Below are 26,667 nucleotides of genomic sequence, written 5' to 3' on the forward strand. Positions count from 1 at the left end.
ACAATAAAAGAGTATAACGCCTGTCGAGAAAGTGCGATAGCAACAGATCTTTCTCCACTTAGAAAATTTGAAATCTTGGGCCCCGATGCTGAAAATTTAATGCAATACACTTTAACAAGAAATATTAAAAAATTATCAGTAGGTCAGGTTGTTTATACTGCGATGTGTTATGAAAATGGATGTATGCTTGATGATGGTACATTATTCAAATTTGGACAGGATAATTTTAGATGGATTGGTGGAGATGAATACAGTGGCGAATGGTTAAAAGAACAAGCTAAAAAGAAAAACTACAAGGTATGGATTAAATCAGCAACAGATCATATTCATAATATTGCTGTTCAAGGACCAAATAGTAGAAAAATTTTAGAAAAATTTGTTTGGACTGCTCCTATCCAACCATCAATTAGTGAACTTGAATGGTTTAGATTTAATATAGCAAGAATAGATCATGAAACAGGAACACCTATTGTCATATCAAGAACGGGTTATACAGGTGAACTTGGTTATGAAATTTGGTGTCATCCAAAAGATGCTGGGGAGGTCTGGGATAAAGTTTGGGAAGCTGGAAAAGAATTTAACATCACACCTTTAGGTTTGGAAGCTTTAGATATGGTTCGTATTGAAGCTGGACTTATTTTTTATGGATATGAATTTGATGATCAAACAGATCCTTTTGAAGCTGGAATTGGTTTTACCGTTCCCCTTAAAACTAAAGAAGATGATTTCATTGGCAAAGAAGAATTAATAAAAAGAAAAGCAAACCCTCAAAAAAAATTAGTAGGCTTAGAACTTGTTGGTCACGAACCAGCTGCTCATGGTGATTGTGTTCACGTTGGTCGTGCACAAATTGGCGTAATAACTAGTGGAATGTTATCGCCTAAACTTGGAAAAAATATTGCTTTATGTAGATTAGATATAAAGTATTCTGAGGTTGGAACTGAAGTTGAAATTGGAAAATTAGATGGTCATCAAAAAAGAATTGGCGCAAAAGTTGTATCTTTTCCTTTTTATGACCCAACAAAATCTAAAGTGAGAGCTTAAATGAGAGGAACAAAAGATTTATTAGAATTTTGGGAAGATCAAGTGAGACGCTCTCATAGTTCTAGTAATTATTTTTTTCGAAAATCTCCATCACATTATCATATGATGTTATTGGTTATGAATTCATTTAAACAAGGAGAAAAATTATCAGTAGAGGAACTTAAAACTAAGTTATTCAAAACTTCTAGACCTAAATCTGCATTAATAATTAATGAAGCTTGTGAAAATAATTTTTTCTATCTAGAAAAAACATCAACAGATCAAAGAAAAAAAAACATCAAACCAACAGATACATTTGTTAAAGAATTTGATGAATATATGAAAAAGTTAAAAAGTTTAGAACTTTAAATATTTCGTATACCTGTTTTTTTATAGGATTAATTTATTTACTATTTAAGACTTTTTTCACTGTTTCACCCATAACTGAAGGGTTTTTAGAAATCGTTACACCACATTCTTTTAAAAGCTCTACCTTCTCAACTGCACTCTCTCCATAAGCTGAAACTATTGCACCTGCATGTCCCATTACTCTGCCTTTTGGAGCAGTTAAGCCTGCTATGTAGCCAATAATTGGTTTTTTCATATTTTCTTTTGCAAACTCTCCTGCTGCAACTTCTTGTGGTCCACCTATTTCACCTATCATTAAGACTGCATCCGTTTCGTCATCAGTTTCAAATTTTTCAATAATATCTCTGAAAGAACTACCATTTATTGGATCTCCTCCAATACCTACACTTGTAGAAATTCCTATGTTTAAATTCTTTAATTGTTGTGCCGCTTCATATCCTAAGGTCCCAGATCTACTAATAATTCCAACTCTACCTTCTTTATAAATATGTCCTGGCATAATTCCTAACATTGATTTACCTGGGCTTATTATTCCAGCACAATTCGGGCCGACTAGAGTCATTTTTTCTTTTCTCGAATATCTTCGCATATACCTTTTAATTCTAATCATGTCATGTGAGGGAATTCCATCAACAATAGCAACGCAAGTTTTTATTCCTGCATCAGCTGCTTCCATTGCAGAGTCTGCGGCAAAAGCTGGGGGAACAAATAATATTGATGCTGTAGCTCCAGTCTCTCGTACAGCATCTTTAACTGTATTAAATACTGGTCTATTCAAATGTTTTTGACCACCCTTACCCGGTGTAACTCCTCCAACAACATTGGATCCATAGCTTATCATTTCTTCGGCATGAAAGGTTCCCATTTTTCCTGTAAAACCTTGGATTAGAATTTTTGTATCTTTTTGAATAATTACTGCCATTTTTTATTTTAGTGCTGCAACTGCTTTATTTGCGGCATCCTCTAAAGTATTTGCTTCAATATAATTTAATTTACTATCTTGAAGAATTTTATTTCCTTTTTCAACATTTGTTCCAGCTAATCTAATTACTAACGGAACTTTAATTTCTATTTTTTCAAGTGCTTGAACTATTCCCTCTGCAACCCAATCACATCTATTAATACCTGCAAAAATGTTAACAAGAATTACTTTTACTTTTTTATCCATAGTAATTAGCCTAAAAGCTTTAACTATTTTTTCAGGAGTTGCCCCTCCACCAACATCAAGAAAATTAGCTGGCTCTCCCCCAGCTAGTTTAATCATATCCATAGACGCCATAGCTAAACCAGCGCCATTAATAATATTTCCAATATTTCCATCCAAACTTACGTAATTTAAACCTCTATCAGAAGCATAAACTTCTTTTTCATCCTCTTGTGTTTTGTCTCTCAATTCAGAAACTTTATCTCTTCTAAACATTGCGTTATTATCAAAACTCATTTTACAATCTAAAGCTAAAATTTGTTTTTGTTTTGAAATGACCAATGGGTTTACTTCAACCATTGTAGCATCTAATTCACTAAATGCTTTAGCACATCCAATGATTGTCTCTGAGGCTCTTCTGATTAACTCTGGTTCAATCCCCAATCCAAATGCAAGTTCTCTTGCTTGAAAGTTTTGGATACCTACTGCAACTTCAATTTTTGATCTAATGATTGATTCAGGTTTGTCTTTAGCTATTTCTTCAACACTCATTCCTCCTTCTGTTGAAGCTACAACCATTATGCTCTCTGAACTTCTGTCAAAAACTAATCCAAGGTATAATTCTTTTTCAATATCTGTTGCTTCTTCAATATAAATTCTATTTACTATTTTACCTTCTGGTCCTGTTTGATTTGTTACAAGTTTCTTGCCCAACAATTTGTCTGTTGCCTGAGCAACTTCTAAAGGAGAATTACAAATAATTATTCCTCCTGCTTTTCCTCTTGCACCTGAATGAATTTGTGCTTTAACAACCCACTTCGATCCACCAATTTCTCTTGCTTTATTTTCAGCGGTCTCAGGACTATAAACAATGCCGCCTCTTGGTATAGTTACTCCAAAATTTGATAAAATTTCTTTTGCTTGATACTCGTGTATATCCATAACTTATTTTTTATTTATTAATTTATCAATATTAACAACATTGTCTGCCATCCTAGCTGATGCTGCATCAATCATTCTACCATCAAGTTGAGCAGCTCCTTTACCTTCTTTGGCTGCTTTATCTAATTCTTCTAAAATTCTTTTTGCTTTATTTACTTCTGCTTCAGGTGGTGAAAAAACATCATTAGCTAATTCAATTTGTGATGGATGTATTGCCCACTTACCTTCTATGCCTATTGCTGCCCCACGTTTTGCTGCAGCAATGTAAGCTTCAGGATCATTGAAATCTCCAAATGGTCCGTCGATTGCTCTTAATCCGTAAGCTCTACAAGTCATAACTAATTTTGATAATCCGTGATGCCATTGATCTCCTGGGTAATCAGGGTTTAATCCACCAATCACAACTGTTCTGGCTCTTAAACTAGCCGCATAATCTGCAACACCAAAATGTAATGCTTCTAGCCTCTCACTTCCTTTTGCTATTTCTTTTATTTTACTCGGGTCATAATTGCCTATTTCTTGAACAATTGTAGAAACATCAGCTTTGACTGCATCCCTTAATGCTATATCAGAAGGTTCAGTAACTTTCAATTTATTTAAGTCTTTCACTGTCAATTTTACATCTGGCTCAATTTTTTGCAATAGCTTAACTTTATCCGCATCGGAGGATTGTTGTTCAGTTTCTTCTTCCTGAGAATTATCAATTCCATCTAAAATTCCTATTGCTTCAGTTATTGTTTTATAAGCACCAGTGACACTAGTAAGAGAACCAGCTAATGCTCCGACTGTTTCTGGAATTTTGTTATCCGAAGTGAAACCATATGATTTAAGAACTCCATTTTCTAAATCAAGCTTTAAATCAGAACTTCCAAAACCAGGTTTAATTTCTGCATAAGTTGGATTTTCTAAATCTGGTAAATAAATAATAGTAGATTTGATTTTGATATCTTTTTGAGGGCTTTTTTCTACCAGTAAATAGGGTTTTGAATGGTAAAATTTTAAACCAGTTTCTTGTGTAAGATCCTCATTTTTGTAAAAAGAAACAGTAGCACAGTTCATAAATATTATAGGAATTAATAGTAAAAATATTTTTTTCATGATATTTATATTTAGTGATATAAATTTCTATTAATAATAGTTAATAAAGAATACCCATTAGAAGGTATATTTATATATAACAAGATTAATCATTCTAATTTTCAATTAATTACGGGAATCCGTAAATGGATAGTTATTAAAATTATTTATATTTGACTGCTATCTATGTTCACAAAACTTAAGCTCTTAAACCAAGCATGATTAAAATAATAAACCAAAACAGTAATCCTGTTAGTACAATAGTCATATTTATTCATGGCTTTATCGGAAATGAAGAAACATGGGTAAAACAAGGTGGTAGTAAAACATTAATTGAATCCATTCTCGAAAGTTCTGAAGTAAAAGAAAATTTTGACTTCGGTCTTTTTTTATATCAAACAAAGCTTTTAGAGTTTTTTCCAAAACTAAGCAGACTAGATAAAAGTCTATTTGGTAAAAAAAAAGCAGTTAAAACCTTACCAATAGAAAGTATTGGAAAAATATTATCTACTCAAATTAGATATAGATGTGATGAATATGAGAATATTGTTTTAGTGGGCCATAGTATGGGTGGTTTAGTAGCTAAAAGGTTCGTTTTAGATGACATAGCCCAAAATACTACTTCCAAGGTCAAACTATATATATCATTGGCTACACCCCATTCTGGTAGTGATTTGGCAACATTTGGAAGACAAATTATTTCAAATTGTCAAGTTGAAGATTTAGCTCCTTTGAGTTATAATATTCAAAAATTAAATTCTGAATGGGTTCAATGCACGAATTTACCAAAGAGGTTTTACATTCAAGGTTTAAGTGATGATATAGTCCCGGAAGTCTCAGGAATTGCATTGGATAGAGAGAAACAACAGCCAATATATTCTGATGATGACCATTTTAGTATAATAGTACCAGATAATGACGAGGACGTCGTTGTTCACGCAATGGTCAAGGAACTTAAAGAGTTTTTAACTAACTTAAATATTGAAGCAATTGATAATGTCGAAGAGTTTGTAGATAAAGGGCAATATAATAATGAAGTTTTTGTCCTAAAATTACTACTTGCTGACGTACATGAAACGTTAATTGATAGTTCAAAAGTTGCATTTTATAGTGCAGAATTTACTATACGAAAGTTGACTGCTTTAGGTGTGAAAGTAGATAAATTAAAGTCCTTGTATGCAAAAGTAAAAGAACTATACGGTCTTGAGTTTGGTGAATTATTGAGTGGTAAGCATAAGAATCCTGATGCCTTGGTTACTGCAGTTCACAAAAAAATATTGACTGAAGACAAGAATTATTTAAGCACTTTACATAAGCCACTTGAAGCTCTCCAAAAATTTGGAATGCTACAACAGCTCGCATCATCGGACGATAAGATTTGGTGGGCTATAAATAATAATGCAAAAGATTTAGAGGATTTCAGAGAGAAAATTTCAAAAGATAAGGATGGAACTAAATAAACTCCCGATATACATACCAGATTTTGAAGTTAACTTGAGGTTAGGCAAACTGATTATCTTATTAAACGAGTTGTCTCTAAACAAAAAAGAGATTCCAATTTTGACTTTAGAGAAAATTTCAATTTTTGAATTTTTGCTCAAACATCCAGTCCTATTAAATCGAATACTTTATTTGAAGGATAAACAACTAGTTAGTTTGAATAACGCCGAAAAATATTCCATTGAAGCTCTATTTCCGAATCGCGGTCAACGATTTGATTTCAAAGAAATAAAAACATTATTAAACATATTGATTGGGTACGATTTTGTAAAAATTGAGATTGGAAGTGGTTTTGAGATATATTATTATTTATCAGAACAAGGGAAAGCTTACGCCAATGATTTGACAGAAGGATACTTTGTGCGCATTCAACAAATAACCGAATCAATGAGTGCTTTGACAACTCTCCCTTATTCTAAAATAAATCAATTAGTAGCACCTTATTTACGTTATGGCATTAAAAATTAAAACCCCAAAACTGGTTGTAAACTACCTTTATTTAGTCGGACGTCGAAAAGACTATAAAGTTAGTTTTCGAAATGGACTAAATATTATTTACGGGGATTCTGATACTGGCAAATCAAGTATTTTAAATTTGGTTAACTATTGTTTAGGAGCAAGCTCTCTCGACCTTTATGATGAGATTGAAATAGCAGGAAATTATTGTCTTTTAGAAGTTTTACTTCTTGGTACAAAGTACACAATTAAGAGAGATATATTTAATTCATTAGCAGATATTGAAGTTTATGAAAGTTCTTATGATGAAATTGAAGATTGTTTTCCAAAGTATTATTCTCCAAATTATAAGAAAGTAAGTGAGGACGGTGTTTTTTCAGAGTTCTTGCTTAATTCTATGAATATACCAGTTGTTAAACTTAAAGAATCTCCATCAAAAGAAGATTCAAAAATGAAGTCTTTGAGTTTTCGTGATATTTTTAAATACAACTATCTAACATAAGATAGAGTAGGAAGTAAATTTCTTCTTGGAGAAAACTATGTTGTGATTGCTAGACTTAAAGAAACTTTTAAGTTGATGTATAATGTACTTGACACCCAAATAACTCAACTTGAAGGAATAATAAGTGAAAAGAATAAAGAAAGAAATGAATTAAATAAAAAAAATACCGCAATTTCTTCATTCTTGAGAGAGACAGAAATAGATTCTCTTAAAAGGATTTTGGAAAAGAAAGAGGAAAAGGAAATTGAACTCATAAAATTAGCGGAAAGTATTGCCAAAATCGATTCAGAAATAATGTCTGATAACTCAGACTTGGATAATGTAAGAAATGAGATAAAATTAATTGAAAAGGAAATTTACGAAATGTCCACGAACAGAGAGGTTCGAGAACAGGAATTGAAACAAAATATCGCATTGAGAAATGAGTACACAAACGACATTAAAAAAATAAAAGGCACAATTGAGGTTTTAGAGAAATTCCCAAGAATAGAGGATAGAGATACTAGTTGTCCAGTATGTGAGCAAACAATAAAAATTAGCTTGCTGAAAAATCAATTTATAAACTCAAACTCTCAGTCAATAAAAGCTGAATTAAATGGTTTGAGAAGAAGACAAAAGGATTTAAGAGATATCTATGAAAATCTAAAAAATGTTATTCTTAAAGCTGATGGTGAAGTAAAAGATAAAATTATCAAATTAAATGATTTAAGAGAACAATTCGACAAACAAACAAAAGAATTAGTTACTCCTTTTATTAGTCAAAGAGATAGTCTTACATCCAAAATTGGTGGAATTAAAAGTGATATCAAAAATTTGAAACACTTTTACAAGATGAGAAATCAACAAGCTACAATTGATGCTGAATTGATAAGAGTTCAAAATACTATTGATGAGTATAATGAGGATTTAAAAGTTTTAAAAGAATCAGCTCCAACCTTAGACTCTATATTCTCGAAATTAGCAGATGATTTGCAAAATTTTCTTCGATTTATTGGTATGAAAAATGTTCAAAATATTGCAATATCTCCAAAAACATATCTTCCTATTATACGAAATCGCAATTATGAAAATATCACTTCTGGAGGTGTACGTACATTAAGTTCTGTTGGGTATTATTTGACATTATTGGAATATGCAATAAATAATACTTCAAATTATCCATCATTTTTAATGATTGATACAATTGCAAAATATATAGGTAAAACGAAAGAAAAGGATTTAGTTTACACTAATACACAAGAGGATATCAATGAGGGAATGAATGATTCTACTAAATATGAAAACCTTTATAAATATTTAATGAATTTAAGTGAAAGGTATGAGGAAAGTTTTCAAGTATTTGTTGTCGATAACGATTTGCCAACTAGTTTATTACCTAATTTGGAGCCGTTTATAATTAAACACTATACTACAAATGCAATTGTTCCTGGAACCGATATTGGTTTTATCGATGACGCATTAAATCCTACAGACCTTAATACGCCATTTGATGAATTTGATACTGACCAGAAAATAGAAGGAGACATATTTCTGGACGAAAATGATAGTTCAGAGGAAAACGGGGAATTATTAAACTAATTGTTTATGGTTAAAAAACCGGTAAGAGACAGGAATAGAGTTCTTGAAAGAAATTCAAGAGTTTTTTTCGAGAATAATATTCCCCAGAACTGGACTTTAACTATACCTTCCGAAGATTATGGTGTTGATTTAATAATTAATGTGTTTGAAGACCAACATCCTGCTTATGACTTCGATGTTCAATTAAAGGCTTCTGAAAAATCAGTTAAAGGCGACTTTGAAAAAGCTAAATTAAAAATTTCCACATACAATTATTTAAAAAGTCGACTTCACGTTGTTATGTTAGTAAAATATTGCGAAGAGGAACAGGAAGGTTATTGGATTTTAATGAGTGAGATTCCCACACCTAATCAAAATCAAAAAACGTTTACCATTAATATTCCTAAAAATAATAAGATTACAGAAATAGATTGGGAAACTGTCAAATCATATATAAAGGAAATAGTAGATTTTAAATTGTGTGCTGGAGAAAAAATTAAAGAAAAGATAAAACAGCGTAGGGGTTAAATATTTGTCGTGTTTGGCCTTAGAAAAATTTGGTAAAACAATAAATGAATGAGCTTCCATATTCTAGAGGTCTAGTAATAAAGTTTCTTAATAGTTCTGGTTATACAATAACTTCAAAGTAATCTTAATCAGTTATTTTGCCCCATAATTAACACGTTTCTTAAAATCCAATACTTCATCCTTTAATTTCTTATTAGCATTTTCAATTAGCTCATTTTGCATTTTCATAATACGTAATAGATCATGAATGGCATTTAGGTTCTCTAATTGTGTGTAAACAATCTGTTCTAAATCTGCTTTTGTATATCTTGGACTTGGCATTGTTCTTGTTTTAGGATTAATTATTCCGATTATCAGAACAAATATACATAATTACGGATAAAATATAAATTTAAAGTTCACATAATCGGAATAATTTATCTTATTATGTAAATTTATGTTCTTAAAATCAGACAATAATGACCGAATTAGGATTATTCCTATCAAGAAAATCAGTTAATCGTTCCGATGTTTCCAGAAAAACGGGGATAAGTAAAACGAGACTTAGTGAACTAGCAAACAATGACCGTACTAAGCTTAGAGCAGATGAATTATATCTAATTGCTTTAGCTATTGACGTAGATCCTTGTGAAGTATTTAAACAAGTCTGTAAAGACCTTAAATTAAAAGATGAAGTTTAATAGCTTCTTTAATTATAGATTTCCTAAAATCTGATTATATCTTTAAAGTTTAATCGTAGTTAAAACGGCCTCAGAAAACTTTGGTTAAAACAATAGGCGAATGAGCGTGCATATTTTAGAGATCTAGCAATACATATTCTTAATAACAACAAAGTTTAAGGCTAGATTCAAAGGAATCTTAACGAGTTCCAATGCTTTCTAAAATATAGCGATTGAGCCGTACATTGTTTCCAAAGTTTTGTGCAGCCTTGATTTTTTTGTTTCTTTTTTTATCAAGAAAAAAAGAAATGTGAACTTATTTAATATTATCAATAGTAAAATGTACAAACTAATAAGTTTAATAATTGGATCAATAAGATTAATTCTGTTCATAATTTTAGGTTTTACGTTTTGTTTTCTGTTCATAATAGTTAGTTGGGCTTTATCAAAAGACGTCAAACCTATATGGGGTATTTCATATAGAACATTTCTTTTAAAGTTTGCGAACTGGGCATTAGGGATAAGAGTTTCGAGAAAAGGAGAGATTCCAATTGGACAATGTCTTTTAGTTTCTAATCATAGGAGTTATATTGATGCAACTGTTATTTTGAGTGAAAATAAAGTATATGCTGTAAGCAAAGAAGAAGTAAGAAAATGGCCTATAATAGGTTATGTTGCAGGTATATCGGGCACCATTTTCATTGGTAGATTTAGCTCGATAGATAGAAAAAAAGGATTGTACGAAATTAAAAACGCTTTGATCGAAAAAAAATCTATACTCAATTTTATACAAGGCACAACTACAATAGGAGATAAGCTAAAAAAAACCAAAAATGGGTCAATAGTTACCGCATATAATCTAGGTATTCCTATCTATCCAATTTCAATTGATTATAATGATAAATCAAATTATTGGATAGGTAAAGATCGTTTTGTTCCACATTTTTTTAGAACATTTGGCAATTTAACTACAAGAGTAAATATTACTTATCACGATAGAATAGAAGGAAGGGATATTAACGAAGTGGTTTTTAATGTCAAAAAAACTATTAATGATGGTTTGGAAACTTACAGACTTGAGTAGTTTTTTCTTTTTTATTAGTAATAATGTCTGATAATGACATATTATAGTTTAAGAATAATAACGTTGCTATAGAAGCTAGAAAAACAGCAATAGGAATATGAATATATCTTAAGTATATGTTTCTTTCTCTTACTAGAGCAATTCCAAGAACAGTTGCAAAAATGATTAAACCTATAATAAGGAATATCCAAAAGAGCATTTTATACTGATTGGCCATATAATTTAACAAAATGTAAAAACCAATTCCAACGTTAATTCCAGGAATAATAAAAATAAGAGTGGATAAAAACCTATTTAATAAGCGCCTTCCTCGACCTTTAGTAAGTTTTGTGCTCAAAGTAAGAGTAACAAATAATGACATTGGATAGTGAATACGAAATTCATCTACATTAATATCGCTAAGGTTAATTTTATTTACCAAAAGATTATTTGTCACAAAAAAGAAGGAAGTGTCAATCGCAAATCGAGATAGAAGATAAATGAATATTACTGGGCAAGCTATTAATAATATATCGACAGGAATTTTTGTGCCTAAAATTGATACTGCGTTTTCTTCATAAGTTCCTTGACTAATGGCAAAGAATAATCCAACGGTTAAGATTTGATATTTTAAGTTTGTTTCCATTGACTTACCAATGGTTTCCAGTTTAGTAGTAATATCTTTTAATTCCATAAATAAAGATAGTAAATATAAAAAAATCAATTTCTATTTCACGTAATGTTTAAATGCATAATCTAAAAAGAACTTCAATAGAAGACGTAATTGAACAAGGGCTTAGAAATTTACTCACAGAGAAATTTTAAGCTGTTGTGACTAGCTTACGAGAATGCCGTAGAAAAAAATCTTGCAGGATTATTATCATATACGCGAATTTTGAATCATTCTAAAAGGTTTTCCAACCACATCATCTCGCAACTTCCTAAAAATGTCCACAGGACATTTTCTTAACGGAAAGTTCGTTTGGCGGTGGCTATGCGTTTGGAAATTGTGTTTTAAAAAATTAATGCGATAGCATAATTATTTTAAAAAAGCAATCGAGCGCATAGGCAGCGGCAATGGCAATTTTATACTTCGTCAAGCTCAGTACAGACGCCACGGCTAATTATAGATACAAATGTTTTTTAAACGCTGCGAAGCAAACCGCTTATTAATTTAAAGACCCAAGTTCCAATTAATCTTATGAAAACAAATGCTTCTGGGGTATTTTACACGAGCTATATTAATTGCTCCAGTGGAGGAATTAGTATAGCTGCGAGTTGATGTGGCTGGGTTAAGAAGCAAAATGATCATCTAGTTAACATAGCCACAATGAGCTTGACATAATTACTATCGATATAAGTCTTCGACCTTATATCTGTAACTATGTCAAATAGCGCGAAAAAGCGCTATTCCGCTAATTGTTGTGAAATGTACTATAATTTATATTATGTCAAATAGAATATTTCTAGATCACTATGACTTCCCTTCATAATATGCAATGCCCACAGCTATATTGTTTTCATCCTTATCATTTTTATCTTTTAATATACGTAGCTTAGAATTTCCTGCGAGCCTATTTACAACGCATAAACATAGTGCGTCTAGAATATCATCTTTCTTTACATGCTTGCGTAACTCTTCTACACATATTTCATCATATATTTTTTTTACATCCGTATCATAGCGCATCAAAAGTTCTAATCTTTCTGCACAACCTTCAGGTTTTGACTTTTTTGTTTGCAGTATAGTTCCAGCAAGATATTTAAAACAAATCTCAGGATGACTTTCATACATCTCCAGCGCACTTTGTTTAAAGTCTTCTATTCTTAAAAATTCGTCCACATCTCTTATTTTGGGCATAATATGGAGACTTTGCTCAGAAAGGCTTTTACCTGTGAGTGCTATATTTATTTTTCTGGCTTCGGTATTATCGTTTGTTTTGGTTGCGGCGCGTGCAGGCGCATTAAATACGGTGGAGCTCCAGTTTCCTAAAACAGCACGCATGGAAGACTCAATAGTTCTCGTAAAGTTCTCGGAGGTCAACCCTATAGGAATATCTATTAGGATTCGACTCTTTGGGAAGTTTAGAGTTGCTATGTCCTTTACGTTGGTGAGCACCTTATACTGATATTGATTCTCAGCATAATAAACGAGTAGCCACCCACGCTTACAACCATCCATCCCTCCATATATCATTTGTTTAGTAGCTTTTGTTTCTCTTTCGCACTCTTGCCTACCGGCAGGCAGGAGCGTCTAAATCTTTTCATAATGTATTACAAATAACATTATAAATTCCCTATCTCCGTATCTAGCCATTGCATGCGGTCAATGATCCATTCTCGTAAATATGTTATTTCAGATTCATAAGAGCTGCCTACAAAATTGTTGGGCCAGACATACGTACCAATAACTGGCCAGGTAGAAAAATTAGCTTGTGCAGACCCACTGGTTTCCAGTTGTGTGATATACCCGTCTATCTTTTCTTGTAGTTGACTATCAGAAAACACACTGCTCCGTAAGGTCGTCCACCGATTTTGTAAGTCAGCTACAAAGGCAGGATCTTCTAGCAAACGATGCCACCAAAACGGAATTTGAAAGGGATCATTAGGACAGCGTTCGTTAAAACGATATGCCCATACATCTGTTGCATCTCCGCCACAATAATTGGCATTTCCGAAAGCTAAATTAAAGTCCCAGATAGGACCCATTTTTAGTTTTTCATTTTTGTCCTTCGTGATCCAAGTGCTTAATCGATAGCTATCTACATTATTTGACAATTCGTTCAGCAAGAAGAAATCTATAAAACTCTCTGTATCAATATATGCCGAATAGCCGATTGCTGAATCTGTAAACGTATCGGAAGCTAGTGCCGCTTCAAAATTGGTGACATAACTCGAAATATAGGCTTTTTGCTCTGGTGTGATATCGTCTTGATCTGGATCGTCATATAAAAAATGAATCTGCTGCCCTCCTGTCGAATTAGGCGGCGCTACTTCAGAAGGAAACGAATTGATGTCTGTGTATAAATTTTCTATCGGACCATCGGCCTTATCTAATTTGATAATATATCCGCCCGTGAGATCTTCTCCCGTATTTTCGTCATCATTTAATTTATTGATATCTATTCGGTTAGCATCTCGTTTGAGTTTTTCCATAAAGACATACGTCCCTTTATAAAACTCATTAATAAAAACATCTACCAACTTTGTTCTGCTAGCATACCGCCCTATATCATTGGATAATTCATAAATCAAATAATTGCGTACCAATGATTTATCACTATATGGCGCATACAAAATCCAATCTTCCTCTTCTGGATATCCTAGTAACGAAGCATCTACATCTTCATTGGCGTCGTCTCGGGTTTCAAATCCATAAGATTTTTTAGGAAACTGCTGTGAGGACGAACCGCGAATTTCAATGCCGATCATTCCTTGATGTGTCTCTACACCTGCTTCTACAATCACCAATTGAGCATCTATTTTGGGCTCATCAACAATACTTGCGCCATTGGTATTGATCTGAAAGGCTGGTAACCTGTCTGCAACAGGAATATCTGTTAATACTATTGTAGGAGTCTCTACGACAACAACCTCAGGATCATTAGTGCACCCTAGTACTAAGAAATATGGCAAGAATGCTATACTATAAAGTCGCTTTAACATAGTTATGTTTTAAAATCAATAGTTCCTTTAAAAGTAAGGATAATTACGCTTTCGCGAAAGCGTACTCATTATTACAGCTTCAAACATCTCTATTTTAACTTCTCTAGTCTTTTCTTAACCGTATTCGCTAAAGTACCATTGGGATCTATCGCTAGAATCTTTTTATAGTTTTCTTTTGCCTTCTCCACTTGATCTACTTGTTCTTGTGCGCTGGCAAGACTGTACAGCGCTCCTGTAGAAGTAGGGTAATTTTCGGCAACAAGCTCCAATATAAAAAGGCCGCCTTCCGTCTCTCCCATAGAAAATAAACGATACCCTGCTGCACCAAACTCCTCTTCAAAGTCATAATACTTGTACCCCTTATTTTGAATGATTTTAGTAGCATCTGTTTTAAGCTGTGCAAAATTGCCTTCGGTAAACAATTGGGTTAAATGTTGAAGAGGATTCAAAATAAAACCAGAATCTGTATAATTCAATGCTGCTTCTAACACAGGGTCATGATTACTAACATAGTCATTAAAACTCATGGCGACCGCAATATTTGGTATGGTCCAATCTTTATTTTCCCACTGCGGTACATCTTGCCACCATGCATAAGATAAATAAGTATTTATCTTTGAATTAGGTAGCGTCACACGTTTTGCATCGCCGTAAAAGTTTTTGTTTTCAGACGTTGGCTCTCCTACGATAATGGCTTCTGTATAGTTCTCAATTTCGTTGGTCAAATTTTGGCAGGCAGAAAAGGTATTACGTCCAATGATATAAAAAAACGTGCCTTTTTTGTTAATTTTAGGTCGCGCCATGATCCCCTTGATAAGGGGTTTGTTGTTGTAATTATTCCCTCCTCCGTTTAATCTAACATCGTAGACTAACTTCTCAATATCATTAGCATCGATAAATGCAAACAGACGTTTATAAAAATCGGCTAAGGTTTCTTTTTCATCATTAAACACAGAACTTTGACGTACATACAGCATTTTAGAAGTTGGTAGATACTCAAAAAAGTAAAGTTTCTCATTCAATTCTTTTAAGAATAATGGGGTTTTATTTTGTTGACGAGCACTTATCCATGTTTCATTAGGAATCGTAAATCCATAGTCTCTAGAGAGTTCTTTTAAAGGAACAGCTGTAAATGTATGTTCAAATACCTTCCCTTCTTTTTCTAATGTCAAGGTAACACTTGTGGAAAGTTCTGGAATGACTCCTTGCGCGTGTAATACAGATGGAACGGTCAAAAAACGAAGTCCATAGGCCTTAAAAAAGTTGTCATTTTCTACAGGAACCACAGGGCGAATCGCTTGTAAGGCCTTTTCTAATGGCATCCCTCCTACTTTAAGAAGTTTGGCGCCTAATACGTTTTTGTTTTCTTTTTGTACCCCTTCTATAAATATGCCATCTTCAAAATGGTACAGATTTACGGGTAAAACTGCTTCTTCGGCAAGTGTGCTAAAAGGAACTTGCGTATGCCCATACTCGAAAAGCGACACGATACGGGTGAGTCCCACTTTGACTTCATGAGGTGCTAAACTAGGAATTTGCGCTCGTAATTTATCTACTTCTGCATCCCATGTGGTTTGGTCTATTTTTTTAAATAGATAGGAATGATTCTCGTGTACTTGTTTTTGTAAATAGTCTAAGTCGGCTTGCCACTGCTCGCTTGTTAAAGCTTCTTGGCTACAGAGATTTCCAATACTGATTAAAAAAAAGATGGGTAACAGTACTAATTTAATGACGATTGATTTCATGACGCTTTTTGATTGATTGTTAATTAATAGAGTACAAAGAACTTCTTTTGTTACAGGATACTCAATAACAATATCTTGAATTGTCGTAATCGCTTTTTGAATTGTTTTGTGCATGCTATATCCAAGTAACGAGATACAGACAGAGGGAAGATATGTTTCTACTTTAAAGAAAGCTACAATAAAAACACACCCCTTAATTCCCTCTTATTTAGATGGCAAACTGTTATGTTGTATTCTTTTTGAGTCCGCTTCCGCGAAAGCGTACACAATAACACTAGAAGATCTCCATTTCATACAAAAAGGCTGCTTGAAATACTTCAAACAGCCTTTTGTATTTGGTTTAAAAACGTATGATTATTCCGTAATCCCTTCCAGATCCAGCATAAATGCATAGTATAAAGCAGTTTTTTTATAGCGTTCAAAACGGCCAGATGCTCCCCCATGACCACTCTTCATATCACAGTCTAACAAAAGAAGATTGTCATCTGTTTTATAGTCACGTAATTTAGCAACCCATTTGGCGGGTTCCCAATACTGCACTTGACTATCCCAATATCCAGTAGTGACTAAAAGATTAGGATAGGCTTTGGCTTCTACATTATCATAAGGCGAGTAGGAAATCATATAGTCATAGTACTCTTTATCTTTTGGATTTCCCCATTCATCAAACTCAAAGGTGGTTAAAGGAATGGTTTCATCCCACATAGTCGAGATCACATCTACAAAAGGAACCGCTGCCACGACCCCATTCCAAAGTTCTGGTTTCATATTAATGATTCCTCCCATTAATAATCCTCCGGCACTCCCTCCCATCGCATATACATGTGCTAGACTTGTATAGTTTTCTTCTACCAGAAATTCTCCTACATTGATAAAATCGGTAAAGGTGTTACGCTTGTTTAATAGCTTCCCATCTTCATACCAATGATTTCCCATTTCTTTACCCCCACGAATGTGCGCTATTGCATATACAAATCCTCGATCTAATAGACTTAGTCTGTTGTTCGAAAAAGAAGGTTCCATACTATTACCATACGATCCGTACGCATAAAGTAATAAAGGTGTGTTTTCATCTAGGGTCAATCCTTTCTTATATACAATAGATACGGGTATTTTTGTACCATCATCAGCGGTGGCAAACAATCGCTCAGACGTATAATTATCTTTTGAAAAGTTAGGGTCTACTACTTCGGTCTCTTTAAGTACCTCTTGCGTTTTTGTATCCATATTGTAATCTATGATACTTGAAGGTGTTGTTAAAGACGAATAACTATAGCGTAACAGATTGGTATCAAAACTCACGTTGTTATCAGGTCTTGCCACATACGCTGGGTCATTAAATTGGATATAATGATCGTCGTCCCCATTTTTCTTCATGACACGAAGGGCTAACAATCCATTGATACGCTCGTGTATGACTAGATGGTTTTTAAAAACGACAAAGTTTTGTAACAACACATCTGGGCGATGTGGAATGATATCCTTCCAGTTTTCTTTGAGAGTGGCTGTGATTGGTGTTTTTACCAACTTGAAATTTGGTGCATTATGATTGGTTCTCATATAGAACTGATCTTCAAAATGTTCTACATAATATTCTAAATCTTTTTCTCTAGGCTGAATCGTTTTCCAAGAGTCATTGGGTGTATCAGCTGATAGATATTGGTATTCTGTTGATAATGTTTGGAAACTACCAATCATCAAATAATTTCCAGATTTAGATTTAAACACACTACAACGGAAGGTTTCATCAGTCTCTTCATAGACCATTTCATCCTGTGACTGAGGAGTTCCTAATACATGTTTATATACCTTGTGAGACCTAAGAGTTACTGGATCTTTTTGGGTGTAAAAAATAGTTTTATTATCATTTGCCCAAACTCCTGAGCCTGTCGTATTTTCTAATACATCAGGAAGCATTTCTTCAGTTTTCAAATCCTTAAAATAGATGTTATAGCGACGTCTCGATACGGTATCTATTCCAAAGGCTAGAAGATTGTTATTTGGGCTTACTTGTTGACTTCCCATACCAAAATATGCATGTCCCTCTGCCATTTCTGGACCATTCAGGAGTACTTCTTCTTGTGTATTATCGCCTACTTTTTTACGGTAATAGATTAAATAGTCATTCCCTTCTTTATATTTATCGTAATACGAGTATCCCCGTAAGGTGTAAGGGACAGAAGTTTCGTCTTTCTTTATACGCCCCACAATTTCGTTGTATAGTTTTTCTTGCAATGCTTCCGTGTGCTTCAGTGCTGTTTCTTTGTAGGCATTTTCTTGGTTGAGATAGTCTAGAACATCTTGTGTTTGTGCATCTGGCGTTGTTGCATTTTTTTGATCGTCTGATAGTCGCATCCAAAAGTACGGATCAATACGGGTCGTATCATGTTCTTTAAGTACCGTTTCTATTTTCTTTGCAACAGGGGCGTCTATTGCTTTTTTTGAGGGACTTGCTGTTTGTTCTTTTTTACATCCTATGGACAGCATAACCATGAATAGAAGGAGAATACGAATGTTCATTAGTTCAAGTATTTTTTAATAGTGATAAAAATAGGTGTATTTCACTAGACTATAATACTACCCCGATCACTTTTTGAATAGGTATTTGTTTTTATACGCTTTCGCGAAAGCGTATACCACCACTTTTAATTAAAAAATTATAAGCATATTCCATTTCTAAACAAGTACTTTTGCATCGTGAAAAAAAGATCCCAATTTGAGTTTGTCACTTTGATGGCTTCGCTTATGTCCATTGCAGCATTAGCACTAGATGCTTTGCTTCCTGCGTTAGAAACCATCGGTCTTGTAATTGGTATTAAAGATAGTGTAGACAACCAATTACTAGTGGTTGCTATTTTTTTAGGATTGGGTATTGGACCGCTTTTTTTTGGACCTTATTCGGATAGTATCGGTCGTAAGCCTATTGTTTATATGGGATTTACGCTGTTTATTGTTGCAAGTTTTATATGTGTGTACGCCCAAAGTCTTGAAGTTATGCTTGTAGGTCGTGTGTTGCAAGGAATTGGTCTCGCCGCTCCTAGAACGATTAGCATTGCAATTATACGTGATATGTATAGTGGTGATTATATGGCGCGTATTATGTCTTTTATTACTGTCGTATTTATATTGGTTCCTGTCATTGCGCCAGCTTTAGGGAAACTTATTTTGAATGTTTACGAGTGGCAAGGTATTTTCTATATCCAAGTGCTTTTTAGTGTGATTGTTGGTGTCTGGTTTTGGAGACGACAGCCAGAAACCCTCACCATTAAAAATCGAGTTCCTTTCTCTGCAATCTCTTTTATTCATGGATTTAAAGAGGTAGTGATGCAAAAAACGACCATGGGGTATACTTTGATCTCGGGATGTATTGTAGGGTCTTTTTTGGTGTATTTAAGTGCTTCTCAACAAATTTTTGAATTGCAATATGGTCTTAAAGAAGAGTTCCCTTATATATTTGCCGCAACTGCTTTTTCTATAGGAACCGCCATTTATTTGAATGGAACTTTGGTGCTTCGTTTTGGTATGAAGCGATTGGTCAACATTTCGATTATTGCCTACTTTTTTATTGCGTTGTTATATACACTATTATTTTCATCAGGGATCAATCCTCCTATTGGGGTTTTAATAGGATTCTTTTGTGCTCAGTTTATTTCTATAGGGTTTCTCTTTGGAAATATACGTGCACTGGCGATGGAGCCATTAGGGCATATTGCAGGGATGGCAGCAGCGATTACAGGATTTATCTCTACGATGATGGCAGTACCGATTAGTATTTATATAGGAAGCTTTGTAAAAACATCTTCCCTCCCAGTATTTATAGGATTTTCTATAGCAGGCATCGTTTCTATTGGAATTATCGTATGGCTACGCTTCATTAATACTAAAAGTAGAGGTATCATTACTTCTTAGAGGCTACCTTCCGAATACGTTCTTTTAGAATGGCTGCATTGATCAGGAAAACTACACCACTAATGGTAAGTCCTATGCCTAAAATGCCTACGCCTACCCATTGATACCAGATCTCATCTTGATGTTTCCAATGCCCCGCTTCTGATATAGCCGAAAGTCCGCTACCTAGAAATAAAGCACCTACACTTCCATACAACCACCATTGTTTTTTAAGTTGCTTCTTTTCCATGGAGGTTACTGTATGTTCTCACTATCGTATACCAATACTTTAGACCATAAATGAGAGGATTCAGCTATAAATTGTTTGTGAGCCGGTTCTTCTTGATATAGGTCTTGAATCGCTTTATCCTTAAATGTAAGTAATAAGCTATAAGTATAACTATTGTCTATGACGTCTCTATTGGTATTTGCAGGAACACCGATATGCTTTGTTGTGATATAGGGCGATTGATCTATAAAGTTGGTAAGCGATGCTTCAAATGCTTTTCTGTCTTCTGGATTTTCTGGGTGATGAAGCCAAAAATATACGGTATGAGCAAAATCACCTGGTGTCGCCATTTCTGCTTTGGTAGAATGCGTGCAGCTAGACATTATAAAGACACAAAAAAAGAGAATATAAAAAGGTTTCATTTTATTATTTTATAGTTTAACACCTCTAATGTAGTATTTTTATGAATTCAATAATAACATCCTTCGTATGAAAATGTCTCTTGCGTCCCTCCTATTTTTGGTTTCAACATTCATGTATGCACAACAAATTACGATCAACGAAGATCAAGCAACTATCCATTTTACGTTTGTAGATAAAGAGGTAGATGGCGAACTAAGTGACTTTACATTTACTGGAAGTATTGATTTAAATGCTTTAGAAACGTCAACGATTGGTGGGTCTGTGGCTACGGAAACTCTTGATACCAACAATTGGTTTCGCAACAGACATTTGCGAAGTGAGAAATATTTTTCTACCAAAGCACATCCGCGTCTCTATTTTAAAAGTAACACGATAAAGTCTACCGCTATGGGTTTTCGCGTAAGCGGACAACTTACCATCAAAGGAATCACACAAGATGTGGCTTGGGATTTTACAAAAAGTGAGGGAAACCTAATAGGTGTCGCTACTATCAACACCCATGATTACGATATCAAAGTGTATGATGAACGGGAACGTAATCAGGTAACTATAAAAATAGTTCTTCCATATACGCAGTAATTTTTTTTTAGAGTCTTTTAGTCACGGCATCTATAATGCCTACATTGGCTTTTGTCGCATACGCTATTACAGAAAGCTGATCGCTATTTTGAATCCAATCAGGAAGTTGTAGTAATAGCTGTCCGTTTGTGGTTTGAGTTGATATGGTTTGCTCTGCCACGACGATATGCGTATTTTTTAAAGTTTTATTTCGGTTTTCACCTCTTTTTACAGCAGTTATTTTCTCATCTATGGCAATTACAAATGTAAGTTCATTTGCTGTATTTATTTCTGATAAGGCGTAAGTTACAGCTATTGTTTTTCCTTCTTTTTGTGTTTTGGTGATTGTTAAGTCTATGGGATTTGTGATCTTATTTTCAGCGTTTAACACACGATATATAGCAGCTTTATCAGATCCTGTATGATGCGTACGTCCATTAATCACAGCTTGAGGTGTGTACACACTTCGAGATCTAAATTTTTCTGCGTACGTATATTGTTTTTGTGTAAACCGCCTTGTAGCAAAAGGATCTTTCCATCCTATATAATCCCAGTAATCTACGTGATAGGAAAGTGTGATGACATCATTTCCAAATTCCTTTTTAATTTGTTCTAGAAGTTGATCTGCAGGAGGGCAACTACTACACCCTTGTGAAGTAAATAACTCGATGACTGTGGGTCTTTTTTGAGCGTTTACCGTTGTTTGAAGTAAAAGGGTAAAGAACAGAATAAGTATAAGTGAAGTACGAATCATAGTTTTTTAATAATTACGTCTATAGAAAACACAAAGCCTTACGAGTAGCCACAAAAAAACCTAACAAAATTGTCAGGTTTCAATACTATTTAAAATTTGAAAATCTTCTTTAAAACTTTGTCGTGCTATCCGTAGGTAGCAAATTGTTTTTTAAATCTTGTGATTTAACATCTTGTATCACTTTGCGTTGCGCTTCGGTATAAAAAGTGTCCATATTGACATCTCTTATCGGATTTGCTTTCAAATCTTCTGCAAAATTCCCTGCTTTTTCCTTTGCCGAAAAAGTAAGGTATTCTATCAAAAAGGCTTTTTGAGGTTCAGAAAAGGGTACTTTAGACGTAATTGTTTGTACTTTTTGATCCACTAATTTTTTAATTTGTTCAGCCGTAGTTACACTTTGTGCTTGAACGGAGATGTACGCTAGACAGCATAATGCGAGTAAAATCACTTTTTTCATCATGTAGGTATTTATAATTTGGGTGTTGTAAATATAGTAAAATATTATGTACTATACCTTTTATCGTGTTTCAAGAGTCTGCTTTCGCGAAAAAACTTACAAAATGAATAGTTAAGTACCTATATATTCCAATTAAAAAAGAGTGTATAGATTGGCGTTTTATCTGTATTTTAGTAGCATAAATTGCTTTTATGAAAAGAATTCTTTTAGTAGCAGGCTTGTGTATCATTTTTTCAACGATAGAAGCACAAAACCTGGCTGTTTTAAAATACAAAGGAGGTGGAGACTGGTATTCTAACCCTACTTCCCTACCCAATCTTATTGCGTTTTGTAATCAAAACATTAACACAGCAATGAATGATACGCCAGATACGGTCGATCCAGGAAGTATTGATTTGTTTCAGTATCCCTTAATTCATATGACGGGACATGGCAATGTGTTTTTCACAGACGAAGAAGCTGAAAATTTACGAACCTATTTACAAAGTGGGGGGTTTTTGCATATTGATGATAATTACGGCATGTCTGAATACTTACCTAAAGAGCTGAAAAAGATCTTTCCAAATCAAGAATTAGTAGAACTACCAGCGTCACATCCTATTTTTAATAGTGCTTTTAGATTTCCACAGGGACTTCCTAAAATTCATGAACATGATGGGAAACGTCCTCAGGCGCTAGGATTGTATTCAGAGAATAGATTGGTAGTTTTATTTACCACCGAAAGCGACCTTGGTGACGGTTGGGAAGATACCGAGGTACATAATGATCCAGAATCTATACGTGAAAAAGCACTTCAAATGGGTGCTAATATTGTAAAATACGCTTTTGAAAATTAGACCATGACACTCTATTATTATTGTAGCTCCTGTCAAAAAGAAAACAGTTTCAAAACTACAGCTACCAATCGTTTTGAACTTCAAAAAGAACGAGGAAGCTTTATTAATGAGCGTTGCAAAAAATGTGGGACAGTCGTAAAACGGCGTATTAACCGCGTACATGCAAAGCCTAATATCTGGATTTTGATCATTGGAGGTGTATTAGGCATCTTATTGACTGCAATTCTCTTTCTTTTTGTACCGATAATTATTTTGGTTTTGGCTAATTCTGTGGTATTTAGTATTCCCTTTATCGCTTGGCGAGAGCAAGACAAAAAAGCAAGTGCCTTTAATAAAGTGATGGTTTCTGATGGATAATAACCAACTCACACACGACCATCATCAAAACAAATCGGTCACTACCCAAATTGTACTTATTTGCGACCAAGTGAAAGGCCCTGCGAATATTGGTGCTATTTTCAGACTTGCCGATGCGTTTCTGGTGTCAGAGATTATTTTTCACGGGTCAGAGATCGACGTTACTAGCAACCGACTAAAGAAAGTTGCTAGGAATACACAAGCTATCGTACGTTTTCACGAAAGTGAAAGTTTGATAAAAACCCTTGAAGAACTCCACGCCCAATCATTTACGAGTATTGCACTTGAAATCACATCCGAAAGTACATCCATTCAGGAGTTTAGAAATAATACTTCTCAAAACATTGCACTAATTATAGGTAGCGAAAATTACGGTATCTCTGATACTGTTTTAAAAGTTGTACAGCATACCCTTCATATTCCTATGTATGGTGCCAATAGTAGTATGAATGTAGCCCAAGCAACAGCGATTGCATTATATGCCTTGAGATCATCGTAACAAATAAAAGAAGCTTACGTCAAACCGATATCACATTGATCAAATCGCTATATTTATAGAAATGAAATCAAATACAATTACTTACGGAATATTACGAGCTATTGGAATTTTAGCAGGAATAGCACTGGTGCTATATTTTTTATATACTATTCGTAGTGTACTGGTATATATCACTATAGCATCTGTTATCTCACTCATTGGTAGACCTATTATTCGTTTTTTACGGAGACGTTTAAAATTCAAAAATGGATTAGCTGTTGCGGTTACGATGGTGATTATTTTCAGTCTCCTATTTGGTATTATGGCGATGTTTATTCCGTTAATTGCAGAACAAGGAAGAAACTTATCACTACTCAACCTTGATAGCTTAAAAGATGATCTATCTTCTTTATTCAATCAAGTCAATACCTATTTTTCTGATAGAAATATTGATTTATTTAAGACATTAGAAAGCATGGATTTAGGGTCTACCTTTAGTTTTGGAGCCATCCCTAACTTATTAAATAGTGTTTTAGGTGCTTTAGGATCTATTAGTATTGGTTTATTTTCGGTTATTTTTATCACCTTCTTTTTATTAAAAGATAGCGCCCTACTCCACCAAGGCGTGATGACTTTTGTTAAAGATCAAAACGAATTCCGCGCAACACAATCCTTTAATAAAATCAAAGACTTATTATCCCGTTATTTTTTAGGACTTTTGCTTCAAATCTTAGTGCTTTTTATACTGTACACGATCATTTTACTGGTTTTTAATATTCAAAATGCCATTGTCATCGCTTTTTTATGCGCTTTACTTAATTTAATTCCTTATGTAGGTCCCTTAGTTGCTGGCGTTATTATGATGGTATTGTCAATGTCAAGTAATTTAGGGTATGATTTTCAATTAGTGATACTTCCTACGACTATCAAAGTCATGGTTTGTTATCTCTTTGCTCAGCTTATAGATAATTTTATAAGCCAACCTTTCATATTTAGCAATAGCGTAAAATCTCATCCTTTAGAAATCTTTTTGATCATCATTATTGCTGGACTTTTATTTGGTGTCGTCGGTATGATCGTCGCTATTCCTGTATATACAGCACTTAAAGTCATTGCAAAGGAATTTACTCCTGACATAAAAATTGTTAAAAAGCTGACTAAAGATCTCTAATGAATCAAGCCTTGTTACTGCCTCATGTTCAGGAATATCTAGAAGAACACACCGCAACTCCCCTATCGACTTTTATTCTAAAAGGGAGTCCGTTTCCAGAAGTTACGGTACAAGACCTAGCGCAGCAATTGGAAGGCAAACGTCGTATCAAATCAAAATTACCTCTTTGGTACAGTACCAAAGGCATTTTGTTTCCTCCTAAAGTCAATCTAGAACAGACATCATCAGAAACCACGGCTCAGTATAAGGCGCATTTATTAAAAGGAAATGCTATCGTTGATATCACGGGTGGTTTGGGTGTAGATAGTTATTATTTCTCAAAAGTAGCGTCTCAAGTCACACATATTGAGATGAATGAGGAGGTGTCCGCTTTCGCGAAAGCGAACTTAGCAACACTAGAAGTTTCAAATGTGACTTGTATTACAGCAAATGCTATTGAGTTCTTATCCAATAGCGATGTATTTTATGATATGATGTATGTAGACCCAGGTAGACGTACGGATGCCAAAGGCAAAGTATTTATGCTTAGAGATTGTTTGCCCAATGTAGCAGAAAATATCGATTTGTTGCTTTCAAAATGCACTACACTGTGGATAAAGACGGCACCTTTACTAGATATTACTGCTGGGCTAAAAGAACTTAAGAATGTTTCTGAAATACATATCGTTGCCATAAAAAACGAAGTCAAAGAACTACTTTGGCGTGTGGAACAAGAAGAATGTCAAAATCTCGAAATTTATACGGTAAATAGTCATGGAGACACCTCAGATCAGGTGTCTTTTACACTTCAAGAGCTCTATGAATCAAAAGCTACGTACGAATATCCGAAAACATACCTATATGAACCTAATGCATCCTTATTAAAATCAGGAGGCTTTAATTGGATAAGCAAACAGTATAAAATAGACAAATTACATACGCATACCCAGCTTTACACAAGTGATACGCCTATTTCATTTCCAGGAAGATCTTTTAAAATTGACAATATACTTCCGTATAACAAGCAACTTAAAAAAGTACTTTCGATCGATAAAGCACATATCACTACACGTAATTTTAAAGAATCTGTGATAACCCTTAGAAACAAATTTAAGATTAAAGATGGTGGAGAAATCTACCTATTCTTTACCACCTTGCTTGATGAAAAAAAGGTGGTACTAGTTTGTCATAAAATATAGTTAGAGAAAAGACAAACCACCTATTATAACAAAAACCTCCGAGCATTTTGCTCGGAGGTTTTTGTTTCTAAATCTATATTGAATCTTATCTTTTCAGTGTAAAATGT

General features: G+C 34.0%; 29 protein-coding genes. 16 read left to right on the top strand and 13 right to left on the bottom strand.

The features are described from left to right. Both Q0505_RS15365 and Q0505_RS15370 read left to right on the top strand, forming a co-directional pair. Positions 1–1,044, top strand: a 1,044-nt coding sequence (locus Q0505_RS15365; protein ID WP_299214656.1) for an aminomethyltransferase family protein, incomplete at its 5' end; no start/stop codon positions are given. Further along, entirely contained in the window at positions 1,045–1,392 is a 348-nt protein-coding gene (locus Q0505_RS15370; protein WP_299214659.1) for a hypothetical protein, read from the top strand. Between the two features lie 34 nt (positions 1,393–1,426). Here the strand turns inward: Q0505_RS15370 and sucD are convergent, their stop codons facing one another. The 3 genes from sucD to Q0505_RS15385 are packed head-to-tail and all read right to left on the bottom strand — an operon-like array spanning position 1,427 to position 4,576. Next, a complete protein-coding gene (sucD, locus tag Q0505_RS15375) occupies positions 1,427–2,314 on the bottom strand; it encodes a succinate--CoA ligase subunit alpha (RefSeq protein ID WP_299214662.1) in 888 nt (295 codons plus the stop codon). 3 nt (positions 2,315–2,317) lie between these two features. After that, on the bottom strand, positions 2,318–3,478 hold the full coding sequence (locus tag Q0505_RS15380) for a malate--CoA ligase subunit beta (RefSeq protein ID WP_299214665.1): 1,161 nt from the start codon (positions 3,476–3,478) through the stop codon (positions 2,318–2,320). A gap of 3 nt (positions 3,479–3,481) precedes the next feature. Further along, positions 3,482–4,576 carry an aldolase/citrate lyase family protein gene (locus Q0505_RS15385; protein WP_299214667.1) on the bottom strand — a complete coding sequence of 365 codons (1,095 nt, stop codon included), beginning with the start codon at positions 4,574–4,576 and terminating at the stop codon, positions 3,482–3,484. A 197-nt stretch (positions 4,577–4,773) separates the two neighbouring features. On the opposite strand from Q0505_RS15385, the gene Q0505_RS15390 reads away from it, so the two are divergent. From Q0505_RS15390 to Q0505_RS15410, 5 genes are read left to right on the top strand one after another with little or no spacing between them, the layout of a single operon-like run. Further along, positions 4,774–6,015, top strand: coding sequence for an ABC-three component system protein (locus Q0505_RS15390; RefSeq protein ID WP_299214670.1), 1,242 nt, complete (start codon positions 4,774–4,776; stop codon positions 6,013–6,015). Beyond that, on the top strand, positions 6,002–6,523 hold the full coding sequence (locus tag Q0505_RS15395) for an ABC-three component system middle component 4 (protein ID WP_299214673.1): 522 nt from the start codon (positions 6,002–6,004) through the stop codon (positions 6,521–6,523). Before Q0505_RS15390 ends, Q0505_RS15395 begins: the two co-directional genes overlap by 14 nt. Further along, on the top strand, positions 6,507–7,013 hold the full coding sequence (locus Q0505_RS15400; protein WP_299214676.1) for an AAA family ATPase: 507 nt from the start codon (positions 6,507–6,509) through the stop codon (positions 7,011–7,013). Before Q0505_RS15395 ends, Q0505_RS15400 begins: the two co-directional genes overlap by 17 nt. Positions 7,014–7,055: 42 nt before the next feature. Continuing rightward, entirely contained in the window at positions 7,056–8,591 is a 1,536-nt protein-coding gene (locus Q0505_RS15405; RefSeq protein WP_299214679.1) for a hypothetical protein, read from the top strand. A gap of 6 nt (positions 8,592–8,597) precedes the next feature. After that, entirely contained in the window at positions 8,598–9,098 is a 501-nt protein-coding gene (locus Q0505_RS15410; RefSeq protein WP_299214682.1) for a DUF4365 domain-containing protein, read from the top strand. A 132-nt stretch (positions 9,099–9,230) separates the two neighbouring features. On the opposite strand, the gene Q0505_RS15415 is transcribed toward Q0505_RS15410, so the two are convergent. Next, complete coding sequence (locus tag Q0505_RS15415; RefSeq protein ID WP_299214685.1) at positions 9,231–9,419, bottom strand: hypothetical protein; 189 nt, start codon at positions 9,417–9,419, stop codon at positions 9,231–9,233. Between the two features lie 137 nt (positions 9,420–9,556). Between Q0505_RS15415 and Q0505_RS15420 the strand changes: the two genes are divergently transcribed. Together Q0505_RS15420 and Q0505_RS15425 are read left to right on the top strand one after the other, a co-directional pair. Continuing rightward, positions 9,557–9,778 (top strand): helix-turn-helix transcriptional regulator, encoded by a 222-nt coding sequence (locus Q0505_RS15420; RefSeq protein WP_299214688.1) that lies wholly within the window; start codon positions 9,557–9,559, stop codon positions 9,776–9,778. A gap of 289 nt (positions 9,779–10,067) precedes the next feature. Beyond that, positions 10,068–10,841: a lysophospholipid acyltransferase family protein gene (locus Q0505_RS15425; RefSeq protein WP_299214691.1), complete on the top strand. Its 774-nt coding sequence runs from the start codon at positions 10,068–10,070 to the stop codon at positions 10,839–10,841. Here Q0505_RS15425 and Q0505_RS15430 read toward each other — a convergent pair. The 5 genes from Q0505_RS15430 to Q0505_RS15450 form a co-directional block, all read right to left on the bottom strand. Beyond that, the gene (locus Q0505_RS15430) at positions 10,807–11,514 is read right to left on the bottom strand and encodes a hypothetical protein (RefSeq protein ID WP_299214693.1); all 708 of its coding nucleotides are present in this window, start codon (positions 11,512–11,514) and stop codon (positions 10,807–10,809) included. The genes Q0505_RS15425 and Q0505_RS15430 overlap by 35 nt on opposite strands. 780 nt (positions 11,515–12,294) lie before the next feature. After that, the gene (locus tag Q0505_RS15435) at positions 12,295–13,017 is read right to left on the bottom strand and encodes a DUF429 domain-containing protein (RefSeq protein WP_299214696.1); all 723 of its coding nucleotides are present in this window, start codon (positions 13,015–13,017) and stop codon (positions 12,295–12,297) included. Between the two features lie 89 nt (positions 13,018–13,106). Continuing rightward, positions 13,107–14,486 (bottom strand): CotH kinase family protein, encoded by a 1,380-nt coding sequence (locus tag Q0505_RS15440; RefSeq protein WP_299214699.1) that lies wholly within the window; start codon positions 14,484–14,486, stop codon positions 13,107–13,109. A gap of 89 nt (positions 14,487–14,575) precedes the next feature. Next, a complete protein-coding gene (locus Q0505_RS15445) occupies positions 14,576–16,345 on the bottom strand; it encodes a hypothetical protein (RefSeq protein ID WP_299214702.1) in 1,770 nt (589 codons plus the stop codon). A 240-nt stretch (positions 16,346–16,585) separates the two neighbouring features. Continuing rightward, complete coding sequence (locus Q0505_RS15450; RefSeq protein WP_299214705.1) at positions 16,586–18,751, bottom strand: S9 family peptidase; 2,166 nt, start codon at positions 18,749–18,751, stop codon at positions 16,586–16,588. Between the two features lie 174 nt (positions 18,752–18,925). On the opposite strand from Q0505_RS15450, the gene Q0505_RS15455 reads away from it, so the two are divergent. Continuing rightward, positions 18,926–20,140 carry a multidrug effflux MFS transporter gene (locus Q0505_RS15455; RefSeq protein WP_299214733.1) on the top strand — a complete coding sequence of 405 codons (1,215 nt, stop codon included), beginning with the start codon at positions 18,926–18,928 and terminating at the stop codon, positions 20,138–20,140. On the opposite strand, the gene Q0505_RS15460 is transcribed toward Q0505_RS15455, so the two are convergent. Next, on the bottom strand, positions 20,130–20,369 hold the full coding sequence (locus Q0505_RS15460; RefSeq protein WP_299214708.1) for a hypothetical protein: 240 nt from the start codon (positions 20,367–20,369) through the stop codon (positions 20,130–20,132). The genes Q0505_RS15455 and Q0505_RS15460 overlap by 11 nt on opposite strands. A gap of 5 nt (positions 20,370–20,374) precedes the next feature. Continuing rightward, positions 20,375–20,770: a Dabb family protein gene (locus tag Q0505_RS15465; RefSeq protein WP_299214710.1), complete on the bottom strand. Its 396-nt coding sequence runs from the start codon at positions 20,768–20,770 to the stop codon at positions 20,375–20,377. 112 nt (positions 20,771–20,882) lie between these two features. Here Q0505_RS15465 and Q0505_RS15470 point away from each other — a divergent pair, with 112 nt between their 5' ends. Further along, entirely contained in the window at positions 20,883–21,350 is a 468-nt protein-coding gene (locus Q0505_RS15470; protein WP_299214712.1) for a YceI family protein, read from the top strand. A 7-nt stretch (positions 21,351–21,357) separates the two neighbouring features. Here the strand turns inward: Q0505_RS15470 and Q0505_RS15475 are convergent, their stop codons facing one another. Beyond that, positions 21,358–22,083 (bottom strand): thioredoxin family protein, encoded by a 726-nt coding sequence (locus tag Q0505_RS15475; RefSeq protein WP_299214714.1) that lies wholly within the window; start codon positions 22,081–22,083, stop codon positions 21,358–21,360. Positions 22,084–22,192: 109 nt separating this feature from the next. After that, positions 22,193–22,540 (bottom strand): hypothetical protein, encoded by a 348-nt coding sequence (locus Q0505_RS15480; protein WP_299214716.1) that lies wholly within the window; start codon positions 22,538–22,540, stop codon positions 22,193–22,195. Between the two features lie 191 nt (positions 22,541–22,731). Between Q0505_RS15480 and Q0505_RS15485 the strand changes: the two genes are divergently transcribed. The 5 genes from Q0505_RS15485 to Q0505_RS15505 all read left to right on the top strand — a co-directional run bounded on the left by Q0505_RS15485 (position 22,732) and on the right by Q0505_RS15505 (position 26,560). After that, positions 22,732–23,376 (top strand): DUF4159 domain-containing protein, encoded by a 645-nt coding sequence (locus Q0505_RS15485; RefSeq protein ID WP_299214719.1) that lies wholly within the window; start codon positions 22,732–22,734, stop codon positions 23,374–23,376. A 3-nt stretch (positions 23,377–23,379) separates the two neighbouring features. Then, entirely contained in the window at positions 23,380–23,733 is a 354-nt protein-coding gene (locus tag Q0505_RS15490) for a hypothetical protein (protein WP_299214722.1), read from the top strand. Beyond that, positions 23,726–24,232, top strand: a complete 507-nt coding sequence (locus Q0505_RS15495; RefSeq protein WP_299214725.1) for a TrmH family RNA methyltransferase — start codon at positions 23,726–23,728, stop codon at positions 24,230–24,232. Before Q0505_RS15490 ends, Q0505_RS15495 begins: the two co-directional genes overlap by 8 nt. A 61-nt stretch (positions 24,233–24,293) precedes the next feature. Further along, positions 24,294–25,382, top strand: coding sequence for an AI-2E family transporter (locus tag Q0505_RS15500; RefSeq protein ID WP_299214728.1), 1,089 nt, complete (start codon positions 24,294–24,296; stop codon positions 25,380–25,382). Continuing rightward, positions 25,382–26,560: a class I SAM-dependent methyltransferase gene (locus tag Q0505_RS15505; protein WP_299214731.1), complete on the top strand. Its 1,179-nt coding sequence runs from the start codon at positions 25,382–25,384 to the stop codon at positions 26,558–26,560. The genes Q0505_RS15500 and Q0505_RS15505 overlap by 1 nt, the downstream gene beginning before the upstream one ends. Positions 26,561–26,667: the final 107 nt, after the last annotated feature.

The organism is uncultured Dokdonia sp. (genome assembly GCF_937910895.1).
Classification (GTDB): Bacteria; Bacteroidota; Bacteroidia; order Flavobacteriales; family Flavobacteriaceae; genus Dokdonia.

Coding starts and splice junctions, on each gene's coding strand:
- Q0505_RS15370 (WP_299214659.1), top strand. CDS start 1,045: ATGAGAGGAACAAAAGATTTATTAGAATTTTGGGAAGATCAAGTGAGA.
- sucD (WP_299214662.1), bottom strand. CDS start 2,314: ATGGCAGTAATTATTCAAAAAGATACAAAAATTCTAATCCAAGGTTTT.
- Q0505_RS15380 (WP_299214665.1), bottom strand. CDS start 3,478: ATGGATATACACGAGTATCAAGCAAAAGAAATTTTATCAAATTTTGGA.
- Q0505_RS15385 (WP_299214667.1), bottom strand. CDS start 4,576: ATGAAAAAAATATTTTTACTATTAATTCCTATAATATTTATGAACTGT.
- Q0505_RS15390 (WP_299214670.1), top strand. CDS start 4,774: ATGATTAAAATAATAAACCAAAACAGTAATCCTGTTAGTACAATAGTC.
- Q0505_RS15395 (WP_299214673.1), top strand. CDS start 6,002: ATGGAACTAAATAAACTCCCGATATACATACCAGATTTTGAAGTTAAC.
- Q0505_RS15400 (WP_299214676.1), top strand. CDS start 6,507: ATGGCATTAAAAATTAAAACCCCAAAACTGGTTGTAAACTACCTTTAT.
- Q0505_RS15410 (WP_299214682.1), top strand. CDS start 8,598: ATGGTTAAAAAACCGGTAAGAGACAGGAATAGAGTTCTTGAAAGAAAT.
- Q0505_RS15415 (WP_299214685.1), bottom strand. CDS start 9,419: ATGCCAAGTCCAAGATATACAAAAGCAGATTTAGAACAGATTGTTTAC.
- Q0505_RS15420 (WP_299214688.1), top strand. CDS start 9,557: ATGACCGAATTAGGATTATTCCTATCAAGAAAATCAGTTAATCGTTCC.
- Q0505_RS15430 (WP_299214693.1), bottom strand. CDS start 11,514: ATGGAATTAAAAGATATTACTACTAAACTGGAAACCATTGGTAAGTCA.
- Q0505_RS15435 (WP_299214696.1), bottom strand. CDS start 13,017: ATGATATATGGAGGGATGGATGGTTGTAAGCGTGGGTGGCTACTCGTT.
- Q0505_RS15440 (WP_299214699.1), bottom strand. CDS start 14,486: ATGTTAAAGCGACTTTATAGTATAGCATTCTTGCCATATTTCTTAGTA.
- Q0505_RS15445 (WP_299214702.1), bottom strand. CDS start 16,345: ATGCACAAAACAATTCAAAAAGCGATTACGACAATTCAAGATATTGTT.
- Q0505_RS15450 (WP_299214705.1), bottom strand. CDS start 18,751: ATGAACATTCGTATTCTCCTTCTATTCATGGTTATGCTGTCCATAGGA.
- Q0505_RS15460 (WP_299214708.1), bottom strand. CDS start 20,369: ATGGAAAAGAAGCAACTTAAAAAACAATGGTGGTTGTATGGAAGTGTA.
- Q0505_RS15465 (WP_299214710.1), bottom strand. CDS start 20,770: ATGAAACCTTTTTATATTCTCTTTTTTTGTGTCTTTATAATGTCTAGC.
- Q0505_RS15470 (WP_299214712.1), top strand. CDS start 20,883: ATGTATGCACAACAAATTACGATCAACGAAGATCAAGCAACTATCCAT.
- Q0505_RS15475 (WP_299214714.1), bottom strand. CDS start 22,083: ATGATTCGTACTTCACTTATACTTATTCTGTTCTTTACCCTTTTACTT.
- Q0505_RS15480 (WP_299214716.1), bottom strand. CDS start 22,540: ATGAAAAAAGTGATTTTACTCGCATTATGCTGTCTAGCGTACATCTCC.
- Q0505_RS15485 (WP_299214719.1), top strand. CDS start 22,732: ATGAAAAGAATTCTTTTAGTAGCAGGCTTGTGTATCATTTTTTCAACG.
- Q0505_RS15490 (WP_299214722.1), top strand. CDS start 23,380: ATGACACTCTATTATTATTGTAGCTCCTGTCAAAAAGAAAACAGTTTC.
- Q0505_RS15495 (WP_299214725.1), top strand. CDS start 23,726: ATGGATAATAACCAACTCACACACGACCATCATCAAAACAAATCGGTC.
- Q0505_RS15500 (WP_299214728.1), top strand. CDS start 24,294: ATGAAATCAAATACAATTACTTACGGAATATTACGAGCTATTGGAATT.
- Q0505_RS15505 (WP_299214731.1), top strand. CDS start 25,382: ATGAATCAAGCCTTGTTACTGCCTCATGTTCAGGAATATCTAGAAGAA.